Here is a 15,319-nt window from a genome sequence, read left to right as displayed (position 1 = left end):
ATTTCTTATAAAAAAATATTTAAAATCAATTTATTAGAAAATAATGTTATAAAATACAAGAATTATTGTAATATCAATGGATTTAAGGTATAATATTGTAAAAATGTTAAATAGATCAACATAACTAAGGGGGATATTTATGTTATTTATTTTTATGGGTCCAAGCTGTACTGGAAAATCAACGGTAGCAGAGGAACTGAGTAAATTAACACCAAGTGAAATTTTTTCAGGCAAAGATTATTTAAGATTAGCTAAAAATGAGAATGAAGCATGGAAAGTTTTTAATGAAAATCTGAGTAAAGCGTCAGAGGATAAAGATATTTCTAATAAATCAATTATTTACATTGTTTCAGAAAAAGAGAGTTTATCTAAAATTGAAGGTATTAATAATTCAATTACTGTGAAATTTGCATCAGATTTAGATTTTATTAAAGAAAGATTTGCTAAAAGAATGAGAGGTAATCTTCCTAGTGCTGTAGAAAAAATGATAGAAAGACAAGTGGCATCTTTTGATGACGTGGAATCTATTTTATATGTTGACACCACAGATAAAAATCCAGCTGAAATAGCAAATACCATATTAGATTATATTATCAAATGTTAAGCTTCCCATGTAACAAATTGAAAGTTAAGAGAGTCATAATGTTTTGTAAAAGGGAAATAGAGAGATAATTAGAATGGAAGGATTTTTAAATAAAGTTTAATTGTGAATAAAAATATCATTTGTATAGTTAAAGCAATGATATTTTTTATTTACTATAATTTTTTTATATGCGATTTTATAGAGTATTTTTAATGATCCAATCATAATCAATGGTTTCATATTTTAATTGGATCAATGAAACAGGATATTAACCAAGGCTTTTCATGAAGCAATTGAGAGAATTTTAGCATTGAGGAATAATGGATACAATTCTTTAAATAAAAAATTTATCATGTATGATAATTATTTTGTAGGAAAAAATACTGAAATTAATTCTTATGTATAATCTTCTTTAGAAATTTTGAGAGTTTGTAGGATAAAAAAATTATAAATTTCTATAACTTTCAACTCCATATTGAAAATGTGTATATCATAATACAATTGAATTATTTAAAAGAAAAGTGAAGCCTAAGCATTAGCAAACTATCTGATGAAGAAATTAGTTGCTTAGACTTTACTTTTGGGGTTAGATGAATTTCCTTGCCATAAGTGAGAAAGTTAATGGAATAGTATCACCACTAGTTAATCTCCACCATCCATCATCACATTTAATCATATCTTCATGATAATTAAGATTACAATAAGGAAACTCATGTAAATATTCTATATTTAATCCAGCATTGCAAATAGAATTTGTTATATCACCTATATTATAAAAAAATTCATGTGAATGATTTTCGATAATAGCATCTTTATCTGCATAATCATGTGAAAGGTCTTTGTTATTGAATGAGAAAGTTTTATCAAAATAAGATCTGGTTATTACCATCTCTCCGTTTTCCTTCTGCATAATCATACTTAATGGATGACCATCAACAAAATAACAAATACCTCCCTCATTTAAGTAGCTAGCAACTATTTTCATAAATTTATCTAAATCTTTTAACCATACAAATACACCATAACTAGCAAAAACTATATCAAATTTTTCATGTAACTTTGAATTTAAGTCATATATGTCTGAACATATAAATTTAGCATTTAAATTTAATTCTTTATTAAAATTGTTTGCTATACTAATTGACTCTGAAGAAAAATCAACTCCAGTTACTTGAGCACCTAGTTTAGCTAAGGATAGGGTATCTAATCCAATATGACAAAGTAGATGAAGTATATTTTTTTTAGAGATATCTCCAAGTTCAGTTAATTCTATTGACTTTAGAGAAAGTGTACCCTTTTTAAAATTTTCTATATCGTAATAGCCTTTAGGTGCATTTTCGTGTATTTTAGCTACTTCGTTCCAATGTCTTAAATTTAAGTTTGTAAATTTACTCATTGATAATCTCCCCCTTTTATTTTTACTTACGAGCTTCTAATTAGTTATAAATTAAGCTTTATAAGTAACAAATTGAAAACTGAGAGTGAAGGATATTTTCTCACGTTGTTCATAAACTTTCAATTCTCAAAACAGTATGACACTTTTAAATTATAGTCACTTTTAAAAGCCTCAAAAACACTTTCTGACAAAGAGTATATATTGTTTAGTTTGTTATGAATGCAAGCAATTGCAGTGTTTTCTATATGAATATTACCCATTAAGTTATACCACCACCCATAAATTTATTCTACATTCTCTTCCAGAACTATCATAACAGAATATATAGGCCCAAATAAAAAACCCCAACCAGTTGAACTAAAGTTAATGCTATTAATTTTAGCTTCAGTACTTTTTATAAAATCATTTACAGCTAAAGTTAAGCTCAACTCGTTAGTATTTTTAAATATCCTTATTTGTTTCAAATAAATCAACCCCCAATTTTCAAGTGACAATTTATTTTTTATACTTATAGCTAAGTAATTTTAAATAAGTTATTATATCATTATTTAAATTATCTTTTTCAATATCGTTTAGTTTATCTATATCAAATCCAAGAGAATTAACTATAGATGATTGTCTAATCATAAAACCTATAGCGCCTTCAGGAGTTTTAGATAAATTAATTAATAAATTATCTACATAATCCTGAACACAATGTTTAAATATATAATTGTATTCATTATATAATTTTGAATCAGAAGTTATCTCTGAATTGGAAGCAATTTCTGAATTAGATTCTAGAGTTAAACTAGAGTCCTTTTTCATAATATTTTTCAGTGTATAGAGTTCTGTTTCTCCAACATCAACTAATTGGCTATTAAGAAATGTATTTATGTGGTCATCTAACGCTTCATTAGTGTCAAAAAAGCTTATAGAAACTCCACATGCTTCAGATATTTGATTCAAAAGCACAAAGTTTGGATATATCCTTCCAGATTCAATATCTCCAATATAACTTTGAGATTTACCTAAATCAGCCGCTAGCATCTTTTGAGTATAAAGTCTACCTATTTCCTCAGATTTTAATTTTCTTGCCTTTTTAATTATTTTTCCTAATTCTTTTCTACTTAAAATCATTTAAATCACCCACCAAAATCTTTTATAGTATTTTTATGAAAATTATAAATTAATAGTATATAACAGCATTAAAAATAATAAATAAATTTTCTTAAATATTAGATAAAAATATATCTTTATAACTTTAAATTTTATCTGAAACTTAAGAATTAGTTACATAAACAGTATAACGTCGAAGACGTTAATATGTCAATAAATAGAAAAAACTATACGTTAAATACAACTTTACCATAATAAATGATATAAAACAATAATTTTACAATTATATCAGATTTGTAAATGATTATATTACAATGTTATATTGTGAAGAAAGGCATAGGTGATTTGTTGATACAAAGGAAAATATTAGTGCTTAAATATTTTTATATTGAGGTGGAATTCTTATTTATGGTAGACCAGGTAATGGAAAAGTTATTTTTCAGCTTGTATAGCTAATTATTTACTAAAAAGGTTTGTGTCAGTTATATGTGTTGGATCAATATACCTTACAGAGAGAATAAGTCAAAGTAGAAGAAATTTTGGGGAAGAAGGGATTTTTACAGTACTTAACACTTTAGAAAATGCAGATTTACTAATTTTAGATGATTTAGAGACAGAGGAAGACAATAGATGGACAAGAGCTATAACATATCAAATTATAGAAAAAAGAAATGCTAGTAAACTTCCAGTAATTATAATAACAAATATTAATCTTAGTGAGCTTAAGGAAAGATATGATGAAAGAACCTTTAGTAGATTAGTTAAAATGTGTAGTTTTATAGAAAACGAGGGTGAAGACATAAGAAAAATACAGGGAAAAGAGAAGAACAAGAGGTTTATGCAGGAAATTCTATAAGAAGAAATCTTTTTGTAGTTTAAGAGGCTTGTCTGTATTATAGATTTTATGGTAATATAAGTAATACAAACCAAAATATCTATTTCGTCAAAAAGAGGGAGAAGAATATGAGAAAAAAAATTAATAATGGTTTTAATAGTTACAACTGTTGTTACAAGTGGGGTAATAAGTTCAAAGACAATAGATTTAGCTAAAAATTGTAATGGAGTAAATGCTGTAGTATCGGCAGAAAGTGTACAAGGTTGGGGTGAGAAAGACAGAAATTGGTATTACCAAAAGGCAGATGGAAGCAACACAATTGGATGGGACTTTATAAGTGGTAAGTGGTACTATTTAAAAGATGATGGAACAATGTAACAGGATGACAATATGTTGACACAAAGATACGACCACATTTTAAAATTGAAAATAATAAAGTTTATGTAAGGATACTACAAGGTGATTTTTTTGTTAGAGAGTTTAGTTCAGTAGTGGAAAAAGAATATGATAATAATGTTATAAGAGCTACAATAGCTGGAACATACCCATCAGGAGAACAAATAATTGTTCCTGTAATTTTAATAAAAGAAGATGGAAAATGGAAACTTGAAGAGGGCTCTTTAATAACTGATTAATATAATAAAAAGAAAAACAATACCTAGAGTCGTTCTAGGTATTGTTTTTAATACAAGTTTAAATAAAGAGGGGATTAGAAATATGGAGAAAATAAAAGGTAATATTTACTTGGTGGAAGTTGGAAAGGTAATATATTTAATACATAAACCTAAAAATATAAATAAAAATTCAAAGAATATACTTAAGAGTAGTAATACAAATGAAGTATGCAATTTTAATTAGAATTAAGAATACTTAAAATTTACATATACATAATACTAATTGATGGAAGCTTAAAATGGCTTCCATTAAACATATTTTGTGAAACTAAGTTTATTTATAATTTGATTAGGAGGAAATAATATGAAAGAATTAAAGGAAAGTGTTAAATTTTTAGAATCAAAAAATATATATCTTAGACCTTTTATTAAAGAGGACATTCCATTTCTTCTTTATTGGTACAATGATTTTGAAACCAGATTAAAAAGGGGAGATATTGCTCCTATTAATTATTTGGATGTAGAAAAGATGATTGATAGAAAAGAGGAAGATCGTATTTGGTTTGCAATTGTAAGAAAATCAGATGATAAGATAATTGGGGAAACAGGACTTTTAAGAATGTTTCCAGCATGGGGAACTACTGATTTAACCATTACTATTCCTGATCCTACATGCCAACATAAGGGCTATGGAACAGAAGCCATCAATCTTTTGATGAATTATACTTTTGGACATTTGAACTTTAATAGAATTGCTATTGGGGTTGTTGGTTTTAATCATAGGGCATTGGATTTTTATGAAAAAGTTGGATTTAAGAAAGAAGGAATACAGGAAGAAGGCTATTATTGCAATTATCAATATTCTGATTTTGTTATGATGAGAATTTTAAAACGAGAATTTATCGAATTACACGAAGAAGAAATACTAATATAAATATAAGAATTATAGGTGTCCCTGAGTGGTAAGATTATTAATATAGGAAAGTTACAAAAGGGAGTATTATCATGAGAACAGAAAAGGAAATGTTTGATTTAATATTAGGTGTTGCAAATAGAGATAATCGAATTAGAGCAGTCTATATGAATGGTTCTAGGACAAATCCTAATGTAAAAAAGGATATTTTTCAGGACTATGACATTGTTTATGTGGTTACTGAAACAGAATCTTTTATAAATGATGAAGGTTGGATAAGTGTTTTTGGTGAACCAATTATTTTTCAGGAACCTGATAAGCTTGATAAGATACAAGGAAGACATGTTGATTTTAAAAATGGTTATACATATTTAATGCAGTTTACAGATGGAAATAGAATTGATTTGCATATTCAGACTATGGAGGAGCTAATGAAGGAATACGGAAATGATAAATTGACTTTTCCATTACTTGATAAAGATAATTGCTTATCACAAATTTCACCACCATCTGACCAAGATTATTGGGTCGAAAAACCTACATATGGACAATATTTTAGTCGCTGTAATAATTTTTGGTGGGTAGCACCATATTGTGCAAAAGGACTTTGGAGGGAAGAAATTCTTTTTACAATAGAAGTGATGAATAGTTATGTAAGACAAGAATTATTAAGTATGTTATCTTGGTACGTAGGTACTCAAACAGAATTTAAAGTAAGTATGGGAAAAGCAAATAAATATTTAAAAGAATATTTAGATTCAAATGTATGGACAAGATTCATGAAGACTTTTAATATGGGTGATTATGATTCCTCTTGGAATGCATTGATTACAACATGTGAGTTGTTCCAAGAGTCTGCACCAAAAGTAGGTAAAATACTTGGATATGAATATAATTATGATGAAGCTAAAAGAAGCTTTGAGTTTATAAAATATATCAAAGACTTACCAAAGGATGCCATGGCAATTTACTAATTAAATTTGGCTCTGTACTTCATAGAAAAAGTTGAAGATAAAAGACTTTGTAAATCATTATTTAGTTACTCTATAAATCAGTCTTAAACTCTTGTATATCATGTAACCCCTGATAAATTTCTTTTCTTGAAAAATTGCTTTTATTCAATTCTTCATCAGTTTTTTTTAGTAACGAATTATAAAATTCAATTGCAACTTCATATACCTCAGGTGAATTATTCTTTTCTAATTCATCAAAAATTAAATTCTCTGCCTTATTATAATTGCCCTCATGAAATGCTTTATTATAGATTATTTTGAATATATCAGCTGAAGTCATTTGATCAATATTAACTCTTTCACTACTTTCTTCTTTTTTATTAAAAATAAGTTTTCCAAGGGATTTTGCAGTTCCTTTGATAAGCTCTTCAAGATCCATAACACTCCACCTTATTTTATTAATAATATACGTACTACTTATTAAATATTTGTAATATCATAGTTGTATATTATACCTATTATAACACAATTTACAATAACAAAAAAAAGTTTTCAAATCAAAAGAATTTTTAGATAGACTTTTAAAATATAAAGGAAAATTTGAATTTGGGAGAAAAATAATGATAGGATTTAATTTGCATTTTATAATTATATTGTTAAAATACACATAAGTTAAGCTATAATGCATCACATATATTTATATAAGGGAAGAGGGATTAAATTGAATATACCTGGGCTGGTAGTAATTGTTACAGGATTAAGCAATGTTAGTAGTTAAAACTTGAAAGGTGAGAGGTGAAAGTGAAGGATGAGACATTCTTAGGAAAATGTATATTTTCACAAGCTATTTAAAGGTGTTGAGATTTTGTTAGGAGTGATTTTTTGAAAAGGTCAATAATTTTATTTCCAAGTTTCTACAATATTAATACTATTAAAAGTATAAGAGAAAAGTATGATCCACTTGCAAATTGTATTGCACCACATATCACTATTGTTTTCCCATTTGATAGTGATATATCAACTGATGAGTTAAAATGGCATTTTAATGAGGTGTTGAAAGGCATAAAAAAGTTTAGTATTCAATTGAAGGATTTTACAGGTGATTTTAGAGATGGGTATTTGTTTCTTAATATAAAGAAGGGAAATGACCATATAATTGAACTGCATGATAAATTATACAGTGGAATATTAGATGGCTTTTTATATAGGAAAGCAACATATTGTCCTCATTTAACTGTTGGTAGGTTGAATGAACAGATTGAGTTTGATAAAGCAGTTGATGAATTAAGTTATTATAGCGAAAGTTTTGAAACAGTAATTGATAAAATATATGTAGAAAATATTGATATTAATGAAAATTCTATAATTGAATTCTCATTTGATTTATAATAAATTTTATAATTTTCTTTTCTTTAAATTGTAGTAATAGAAAAGGCAGGGGATGGTTTTAGTGATGTTGTAGATATTTATAGAGATATTGATACTGTCCTAGCTGAAACAAGAGAGGCACTTACAAAGGCTGTGAAATCAGTGGACCATTTATTTTATTTCCACATTCAATGTCTGGGATTGAAGCATTATATTGGGCACAAAAATATCCTGACGAAGTAAAAGCAATCGTAGGACTAGATATGGCTGTTCCTGGGGCTTATCGAGAATACAATATTAATATGCCAATGATAAAGTTAGTTGCTTTTGCATCTAATGTTGGAATTACAAGATTGATTTCAGGTTTAGCAGAAAGTGATGCCATAAAATATGGTACATTAACAGAAGAAGAAAAGGAATTATATAGAGTGATTTTTTATAGAAGAACTGCTACGAAAACAATGATAAATGGGGTTGAAAAAATAAAAATAAATGCCAGTAAAGTCGCAGAAAATGAACTGCCAAATATTCCAATATTAATGTTTTCATCTAATGGTCAAGGAACTGGTTGGAATGAATATGAATGGATAAGTTTTCAAGAAAATACTATAAAGAACATTGAAAATGGAGAAATAATCTATTTAGACTGTGCCCATTATATCCATGATATTGAGTATGAAAGAATATCAAAAGAATCTGAAAGGTTTATTGAAAGTTTTATTGAAAGTTTGAACTGTGAATGATGAACATACTATGTAGCAGAATGTTATTTAGTATAAATAAATTGCGATAATAAGATAGTACCAGACCCATAGATTAAAATGAATGTATTTAAACTTAAGAAGATTTGGAAAAAATAAAGGAGGAATTAAGGGTGACTGAACTTGGTAAAAGTTTAATACAAGAGGGATTAGAAAAGGGTAGAGAAGAAGGAAAAGCAGAGCTTTTAATTAAGTTATTAATGAAAAAATTAAAAAAAATCCCTAATGAATATAAAGAAAAAATAAAAACTCTTCCTGAAGATACAGTAGATGCAATTGCAACTGATATATTTGATTTAACTTCAGTTGAAGAATTAGAACAATATTTTTAATATACTAAATTACATTATTTAAATGTTTTCTTTGCTTAAAAATAATAAATATTAAAAGTAAAAATTAGATAGAAAATTGAAATTATGATATACTAAATAGTAAATTAAGTCTTAAGGAGTTGATTCTTGTGGAACATAAAAGTATAGAAATAGCAAAAGCTTCTATGGAGATGGCTATATCATCAAGAGCAGACGAAGAAAAACTTATAGAAAATTTTAAGGATAAAGGTGTTTTAGCTACAGCTGTAGACATAGGAGGAGACTTTTCAAAATCAACAGTAAAAATTATAGAGAGAGCTTTGGTAGCTTCAAAAAGAAGTGGAGTAATAAAAGAATGTCATATACATGAGGGAGCAGTTGCAGGAGCCACTAAGGAAGCATTAATGCAAATTTCTCAAAAGGCATATGGATTAAATGTTGGAGGGAAAATAGGTATAGCTCGTGCTGGAGAACATATAAGTGTTTGTATATTTTTAAGTGCAGGTTTACTACATTTAAATGAAGTTATAGTAGGTTTAGCACATAGGTCCATACCTGATATTTATTAAATATATTTAATTATTTAATATTAATTATTGACATTGCTTTTTAAATAGTATATGATAATAAAAAACTAAAAGGAATTCGGTTCCTTAATGTGTAGCATAGTAGAATTGTAGATTGGTAGTACAGTAGTATTTGTAGAGAAGTTTAGTAAAATAGTAGTTTTTATAGCTATTTTAAATATTATAATTAAATACATGGAGGATGGTAGTATGGTAGCAAAGAAATTCTTATCTCTAATTTTAGGTACGGTGGTTTTAAGTACCTCTATTCTAGTAGGCTGTGGTGATTCAAAAAATACAGCTGATTCTTCTAAAAACAACTTAAACATAGGAGTAGTTCAATTAGTTGAGCATCCGGCTTTAGATTCAGCATTTAAAGGATTTAAAGAAGGACTGGAGTCTAAGGGCTTCAAAGATGGTGAAAATATACATTTGGATTTTAAAAATGCAGCAGGAGATATACCTACAGCACAAACTATAGCTAATGACTTTGCTTCAAGCAAAAAAGATTTAATATTAGCAATAGCAACGCCAGCGGCACAAGCTAGCTTTAATGCAACAAAGGATATTCCTATCTTGGCAACAGCAGTTACAGATCATGCAAAGGCAGGTCTTGTAAATTCAATGGAAAAACCAGAAACAAATGTAACCGGAACTAGTGATATGCTTCCTATTGATAAGCAATTCGATCTTATGAAAAAGTTAATCCCAAATAGTAAAAAAGTAGGAATATTGTACAATACAAGTGAAGCTAATTCAGAGGTACAATTAGAAAATGCTAAAAATGAGGCTTCAAAACATAATCTTGAAATTGTAGAACGTGGAATAAGTAGTTCAAATGATGTTTCACAGGCATTAAGCTCTATAATTTCAAAAGTAGATGTTGTATATACATTAACTGATAATATTATAGCTTCATCAATGCCTCTTATAAGTAGTATGTGTTTGGAAAAAAATATACCAATAATAGGTGGAGAAAAGGCTCATGTAGAATCTGGAGCTTTGGCAACAGATGGAATTGATTACTATGAATTAGGGTTTCAAACAGCATTAATGGCCGTGGAAATAATCAATGGTGAAAAGCCACAGGATATGCCTATAGAGCGTCTAAAAGAAACTAAATTAACTATAAATGAAGATGTTGCAAAAAAAATGAATATACAAATACCAGAAGATTTAAAGGACAAGGCTATTATGATTAAAGGAGGTGTCAATTAATGACAGACATTCTTTTAAACATATTAGAGCAAGGACTTATATTTGGAATAATGACTTTAGGGATATATATAACCTATGAAATGTTAGATTTTCCAGATTTATCTGTTGATGGAACATTTGCACTTGGAGCTGCTTTAAGTGCAGTTTCTTTAATAAATGGGTTTAATCCATTTATATCATTACTTTTAGCTATGGTTGGTGGTGCTGTAGCTGGGGGGATAACAGGTATACTAAATGTTAAGCTAAAGATAACAAATATCTTATCAGGAATACTTGTTATGATAGGATTATATTCTATAAATTTAAGAATTATGGGAAAAGCTAACTTACCTTTATTTAATCAAAATACTATATTTAAATCTTCTATAAATCCAGTAATAATACTAGGAGCACTTTGTGTTATAACAAAAGTGGCTTTGGATTTATTTTTTAAAACCAAGATGGGATTTATATTAAAAGGATCTGGAGATAATTCACAAATGGTAACATCACTTGGAGTTGATGTGGGTAAAATTAAAATTTTAGGACTTATGTTATCAAATTCTATAGTTGCATTATCAGGTGGTATAATGGCACAATATCAGAAGTTCTCTGATGTATCTATGGGTACTGGAACCATAGTTATAGGACTTGCATCTTTAATTATTGGAAAATCTATTTTCAAAAAGGTTAAGTTCAATGTTACGACAGTTGCTATATTAGGGTCTATACTATATAAATTAAGCATAGCAGTAGCACTGAAACTTGGATTTCCTCCAACAGATTTAAAGTTAATTACATGTGTAATTGTAGTTTTAGCTTTAACATTAAATAAAAATTCAATTTCTTTTAAGTTTAGAAGTTTGAATTTATTCAAGGGAGGAGAGAAAGTTGCTTAAAATAACAGAATTAAATAAGGCTTTTAATAAAAAAACTATAAATGAAAAAGATGTGTTTAAAGCTTTTAATATAGATGTAAATAAGGGAGATTTCATAACTATAATAGGTAGTAATGGAGCAGGAAAGTCAACACTTTTAAATATAATATCAGGGGTTTTACCCTTAGATTCTGGAGATATAATTTTAGATAATAAAAGTATAACAAGTTTAAAGGAATTTAAAAGAACTAAGGTTATAGGAAGAGTATTTCAAGATCCTTCCTTAGGGGTATCTCCATCTATGACCATATTAGAAAATTTATCAATGGCATATAATAAAAACAAGAGATTTAATTTAACAAAAGGTGTAGAAAAGAAAAACATAGAAATGTTTAAAGAACTTTTGAAAGATTTAAATTTAGGACTTGAAAATAAATTGGATATTAAAGTGAGTTTATTATCAGGGGGACAAAGACAAGCGTTGTCATTAATTATAGCAACTTTATCTAATCCTAAGCTTCTTCTTTTAGATGAACATACAGCTGCATTAGATCCTAAAACATCTGAAAATATAATAAATATTACAGAAAAAGTAGTAAAAGAAAAAAATATAACAACATTAATGGTAACTCACAATTTAAAACATGCCATAAGTGTTGGAAATAGACTAATTATGCTTCACGAAGGAAGAATAGTATTAGATGTATCAAAGGATGAGAAGAAAAATCTTACTATAGATAAAATATTAAAATTATTTAATGAAAATAAGGATAATGATATTTTAAGTGATAGAACTCTTTTTTCTTAAAAATTAATTTTTAAAAGATGAGAAGAAGTAAGGCACCTGAGCCTTACTTCTTTTCTTGCTATATTTAATTTTAGTTTCCATTATGTCAAAGTTTACTTTAGTTATATTTTTTTGTTCATCAAATTCAAACGTATATACATATTTATCATAGACATAAGATAATTTTTTCTCATCCTCTGAAGTGGGTTTTTCTTTAAATTTAGAATAATGATTCTCATGGCGTTGCAACGAAATATCTTGCAAATTATATGTATTGGTTTAAATGGTTGCAATTCTTCAATACAGAGAAGCACGACAAAGATTAGTAGAAAGAAAAATATACTCTGCAAAAAAGGAAATAATGTAAAAAAGAAGGAATATTGGGTGAAATATAGAAATATATAAATGGGGTGATGTATATGAAAATAAATACTCTAAAATACAGAGGACAAACAGTTAAAAATGTAGAAACTGCATTAGAGGAGTTAGTTAGAGAATATCAAGGTATTGGGGAAAATATTTCTATAAACTTAGGCAATGATGATATAACAGTTGTTGTATTAGGTAAAGTTATTAAGATTGATTATTATAAATTGGATACTGGAAAGTTTGTTCAAAATTATATATACAATGATAATATAATGTTTGAAAAAGCTGATTGCATAAGTTTATCTGTTGAAGAAATAAAGGAAAAAATAATAGACAACTTTACAAAAGAAATAGAAACCATAAGCAAAAAGTACGCTTAAACTAGTGTTTTTAAATATAAACGAAACAGAAAAGGTTTCCATACAAAAAGAGAATGAAGAAAAAATGTACAAGAGCCTATTGCAGAAGAAGTAACTGAGGTATTAGAAAATACTGAACTTACTTATAAGCAAAGGCTTTTTTACATTTCTTATATTAAAAACGTTAATGAAACAAGCCACTATTCAAAGACAAGAATATAATACAGGTTCTTTAGCTTTATTAACTAGTTTGGGATTTCAAGTAGAGGAGTTAATGAGAAAAAGTATTTACAAAGCCTGCAGTAGGCGCAATTATTGAGGAAAATGAAAATGGTGAAGATTATATATTAATACAAGAACGTATGAAAGAAGATAACATTTTGGAAAATGGTCTTTTGGAAATACCGGCAGGAAAAATTAGAGAATATGAAAATATTTTTCAGGGATTAAGAAGAGAAGTATTAGAAGAAACAGGATTAACAATTACAGAAATAGAAGGAGAAAAAGATGTTGTTGAATGTAAGTGTAATGGATACACTGTAATTAGTTTTAATCCATTTTATTCTTCTCAGAATCTTAGTGGAGTATATTCAATTATGTTGCAAACATTTATTTGTAAAGCAAAGGGGAATTTACTAAAAGAATCTAATGAATCTATAAATATTAGATGGATTAAATTGACGGAATTAAAAGAATTGCTAGATAGCAATGAAAATCTCTTTTATCCTATGCACATTAATGCAATGAGAAAATATATTAACTTTAAGTTAGGGGGATCCAATTGCTAGTGCGGTAGCTGGAAATATGGATACTATGTTAGTACCAGTAGACATATTTGTGGGTGTAGAATTATGTCTTGTTGTTTTAATTACAGGAACTATACTTATGTTTATTGTACCTTTTTTACTACAGATTCTAACAAGTTTTTATTTTATGTTTTAAATCTCTTATTTGGTTTTAAGAATATAGCGTGAACGAATCCTAGGCTAAAGGAGAAAGGCTAGCTCTATAGATAGGATTATAAGTACATTTTTTATAACATCTCATACGTAGTATATGTTATTATTTTACTATATAGGAATTTATGATTAAGCTGAAGTTGTAGATAGCTTAAAAAGACATAAAGGACTTGACACCTGACGAAAAAGGTATGCTAGATAGTTATGATAATCCAGTGGGTTTTACAAAAAAATAAAATATAGAGGAAATAATTAAGTGTGTTAATTCATAAAAATTTGCAGATATATATTTTAAAATTAAACGCTTATGGATTTGTATTAATAGGAGGATATACTTATGGGAGAATTGTCTAAGTTGATTAATATAGGTAAAAAATTAGAAGGGCAGCTTAATAAAGTTGGTATAGAAACATTTGATCAGCTAAAACAGATTGGAAGTAAAAAGGCATGGATAAGTATTAAAGCAATAGATAGTTCTGCTTGTTTTAATCGTTTATGTGCTTTAGAAGGAGCTATTCAAGGGATTAGATGGCATAATCTTTCAGATGAAATAAAACATGATTTAAAAGAGTTTTATAATGGGTCTAAATAATTAAATTCTATAAATTCATATCAGTATTCTTATGGAACACATTTTAATACACAATACTTTATTAATATAATATGAATAAAACTAATTACTAAAAAATTATTGGGGGGTACTATGTATAAAGTATATGAAACAGAAAGGCTCGTTTTAAAAGTGATAGATGGCTCATTTGCTGAATTAGTATTAGATTATTTTAATAGAAACAGAGAACATTTAAGCGAATTTGATCCTTTAAGAAGTGAAAACTTTTATAAAATAGAAAATCGTAAAAAGGCAATAGGGCAGGAATTAATTGATATGAATAATGGTAATCAATTAAGAGTATGGATTTTTAAAAAGTCAGATATAGGTTTTGAAAAGATAATTGGAACAATTTGCTTTAGTCATATAATTAAGGGCTTTTTTTTATCATGTTATGTAGGTTATAGCATTGATTATAGTGAAACCAAGAAAGGATATATGACAGAAACATTAAAAAAAGGAATAGAAATTATGTTTGACGAATATAAACTTCATAGAATTGAGGCTACAGTAATGCCTAAAAACATATTTTCATTAAAAGTGTTAGAAAAACTTAACTTTAAAAATGAAGGCTTATCTGAAAAGTATCAAAAGATTAATGGAAAATGGGAAGACCATCTTCACATGATTTTATTAAATCCGAAAGTTGAATAAATATACTATAATCTGAAAAGAAGGGGAGTATTCATTGTAAAATAATATGGTAGATGTTCAATAAAGATTTATATAATTAAAAGAGCTTGTTATACTTCAGTAATGGAG

23 protein-coding genes and 1 pseudogene are annotated in these 15,319 nt (G+C 27.4%); 19 read left to right on the top strand and 5 right to left on the bottom strand.

The annotated features are described in order from the left end of the window. Window positions 1-139 precede the first annotated feature (139 nt). Window positions 140-604 carry a hypothetical protein gene (locus BM119_RS07550; protein ID WP_090040265.1) on the top strand — a complete coding sequence of 155 codons (465 nt, stop codon included), beginning with the start codon at window positions 140-142 and terminating at the stop codon, window positions 602-604. 565 nt (window positions 605-1,169) lie between these two features. Here the strand turns inward: BM119_RS07550 and BM119_RS07545 are convergent. The 3 genes from BM119_RS07545 to BM119_RS07535 all read right to left on the bottom strand — a co-directional run bounded on the left by BM119_RS07545 (window position 1,170) and on the right by BM119_RS07535 (window position 3,098). Further along, window positions 1,170-1,979: a class I SAM-dependent methyltransferase gene (locus BM119_RS07545; RefSeq protein WP_090040264.1), complete on the bottom strand. Its 810-nt coding sequence runs from the start codon at window positions 1,977-1,979 to the stop codon at window positions 1,170-1,172. Window positions 1,980-2,263: 284 nt separating this feature from the next. Beyond that, a complete protein-coding gene (locus BM119_RS07540; protein WP_090040262.1) occupies window positions 2,264-2,443 on the bottom strand; it encodes a hypothetical protein in 180 nt (59 codons plus the stop codon). A gap of 31 nt (window positions 2,444-2,474) precedes the next feature. Continuing rightward, complete coding sequence (locus BM119_RS07535; protein WP_090040260.1) at window positions 2,475-3,098, bottom strand: helix-turn-helix domain-containing protein; 624 nt, start codon at window positions 3,096-3,098, stop codon at window positions 2,475-2,477. Between the two features lie 454 nt (window positions 3,099-3,552). On the opposite strand from BM119_RS07535, the gene BM119_RS07530 reads away from it, so the two are divergent. The 6 genes from BM119_RS07530 to BM119_RS07515 all read left to right on the top strand — a co-directional run bounded on the left by BM119_RS07530 (window position 3,553) and on the right by BM119_RS07515 (window position 6,413). Further along, on the top strand, window positions 3,553-3,933 hold the full coding sequence (locus BM119_RS07530; protein WP_242948363.1) for a P-loop NTPase family protein: 381 nt from the start codon (window positions 3,553-3,555) through the stop codon (window positions 3,931-3,933). Window positions 3,934-4,059: 126 nt separating this feature from the next. Next, entirely contained in the window at window positions 4,060-4,290 is a 231-nt protein-coding gene (locus tag BM119_RS07525) for a hypothetical protein (protein WP_090040259.1), read from the top strand. Window positions 4,291-4,403: 113 nt separating this feature from the next. Beyond that, the gene (locus BM119_RS19800; RefSeq protein ID WP_177199341.1) at window positions 4,404-4,547 is read left to right on the top strand and encodes a hypothetical protein; all 144 of its coding nucleotides are present in this window, start codon (window positions 4,404-4,406) and stop codon (window positions 4,545-4,547) included. An 82-nt stretch (window positions 4,548-4,629) separates the two neighbouring features. Further along, window positions 4,630-4,770, top strand: a complete 141-nt coding sequence (locus BM119_RS19795) for a hypothetical protein (RefSeq protein WP_177199340.1) — start codon at window positions 4,630-4,632, stop codon at window positions 4,768-4,770. A gap of 120 nt (window positions 4,771-4,890) precedes the next feature. Further along, window positions 4,891-5,460, top strand: coding sequence for a GNAT family N-acetyltransferase (locus tag BM119_RS07520; RefSeq protein ID WP_090040257.1), 570 nt, complete (start codon window positions 4,891-4,893; stop codon window positions 5,458-5,460). Between the two features lie 71 nt (window positions 5,461-5,531). Further along, the gene (locus BM119_RS07515) at window positions 5,532-6,413 is read left to right on the top strand and encodes an aminoglycoside 6-adenylyltransferase (protein WP_090040256.1); all 882 of its coding nucleotides are present in this window, start codon (window positions 5,532-5,534) and stop codon (window positions 6,411-6,413) included. Between the two features lie 70 nt (window positions 6,414-6,483). Here BM119_RS07515 and BM119_RS07510 read toward each other — a convergent pair whose 3' ends face one another. After that, entirely contained in the window at window positions 6,484-6,831 is a 348-nt protein-coding gene (locus BM119_RS07510; RefSeq protein ID WP_090040254.1) for a DUF6483 family protein, read from the bottom strand. 443 nt (window positions 6,832-7,274) lie between these two features. Between BM119_RS07510 and BM119_RS07505 the strand changes: the two genes are divergently transcribed. From BM119_RS07505 to BM119_RS07475, 7 genes are all read left to right on the top strand, one after another. Continuing rightward, window positions 7,275-7,781, top strand: coding sequence for a 2'-5' RNA ligase family protein (locus tag BM119_RS07505; protein WP_090040252.1), 507 nt, complete (start codon window positions 7,275-7,277; stop codon window positions 7,779-7,781). Between the two features lie 170 nt (window positions 7,782-7,951). Beyond that, entirely contained in the window at window positions 7,952-8,503 is a 552-nt protein-coding gene (locus BM119_RS07500; protein WP_090040250.1) for a hypothetical protein, read from the top strand. Between the two features lie 131 nt (window positions 8,504-8,634). Next, window positions 8,635-8,853 carry a DUF4351 domain-containing protein gene (locus BM119_RS07495; RefSeq protein ID WP_090040249.1) on the top strand — a complete coding sequence of 73 codons (219 nt, stop codon included), beginning with the start codon at window positions 8,635-8,637 and terminating at the stop codon, window positions 8,851-8,853. Between the two features lie 128 nt (window positions 8,854-8,981). Next, window positions 8,982-9,401, top strand: coding sequence for a HutP family protein (locus BM119_RS07490; RefSeq protein ID WP_090040248.1), 420 nt, complete (start codon window positions 8,982-8,984; stop codon window positions 9,399-9,401). A 207-nt stretch (window positions 9,402-9,608) separates the two neighbouring features. Next, a complete protein-coding gene (locus BM119_RS07485) occupies window positions 9,609-10,616 on the top strand; it encodes an ABC transporter substrate-binding protein (RefSeq protein WP_090040247.1) in 1,008 nt (335 codons plus the stop codon). After that, window positions 10,616-11,494, top strand: coding sequence for an ABC transporter permease (locus BM119_RS07480; protein ID WP_090040246.1), 879 nt, complete (start codon window positions 10,616-10,618; stop codon window positions 11,492-11,494). The genes BM119_RS07485 and BM119_RS07480 overlap by 1 nt, the downstream gene beginning before the upstream one ends. After that, a complete protein-coding gene (locus BM119_RS07475; protein ID WP_090040245.1) occupies window positions 11,487-12,281 on the top strand; it encodes an ABC transporter ATP-binding protein in 795 nt (264 codons plus the stop codon). Before BM119_RS07480 ends, BM119_RS07475 begins: the two co-directional genes overlap by 8 nt. A gap of 3 nt (window positions 12,282-12,284) precedes the next feature. On the opposite strand, the gene BM119_RS19590 is transcribed toward BM119_RS07475, so the two are convergent. After that, entirely contained in the window at window positions 12,285-12,524 is a 240-nt protein-coding gene (locus BM119_RS19590; RefSeq protein WP_143087305.1) for a hypothetical protein, read from the bottom strand. A 155-nt stretch (window positions 12,525-12,679) separates the two neighbouring features. Here BM119_RS19590 and BM119_RS07470 point away from each other — a divergent pair, with 155 nt between their 5' ends. The 5 genes and pseudogenes from BM119_RS07470 (at window position 12,680) to BM119_RS07455 (ending at window position 15,211) form a co-directional block, all read left to right on the top strand. Then, window positions 12,680-13,009, top strand: a complete 330-nt coding sequence (locus BM119_RS07470; protein ID WP_090040243.1) for a hypothetical protein — start codon at window positions 12,680-12,682, stop codon at window positions 13,007-13,009. Window positions 13,010-13,293: 284 nt separating this feature from the next. Then, window positions 13,294-13,776 (top strand): annotated as a pseudogene (locus tag BM119_RS07465) (NUDIX hydrolase); the annotation flags it as partial. Between the two features lie 16 nt (window positions 13,777-13,792). Continuing rightward, entirely contained in the window at window positions 13,793-13,930 is a 138-nt protein-coding gene (locus BM119_RS19790) for a hypothetical protein (RefSeq protein ID WP_177199339.1), read from the top strand. Between the two features lie 354 nt (window positions 13,931-14,284). After that, a complete protein-coding gene (locus BM119_RS07460; RefSeq protein WP_090040240.1) occupies window positions 14,285-14,539 on the top strand; it encodes a TfoX/Sxy family protein in 255 nt (84 codons plus the stop codon). 111 nt (window positions 14,540-14,650) lie between these two features. After that, on the top strand, window positions 14,651-15,211 hold the full coding sequence (locus tag BM119_RS07455; protein WP_090040238.1) for a GNAT family N-acetyltransferase: 561 nt from the start codon (window positions 14,651-14,653) through the stop codon (window positions 15,209-15,211). The last annotated feature ends 108 nt before the right edge of the window (window positions 15,212-15,319 follow it).

The organism is Clostridium frigidicarnis (genome assembly GCF_900111985.1).
Classification (GTDB): Bacteria; Bacillota; Clostridia; order Clostridiales; family Clostridiaceae; genus Clostridium_Z; species Clostridium_Z frigidicarnis.
This window is presented reverse-complemented; position numbering and strand designations above follow the sequence as displayed.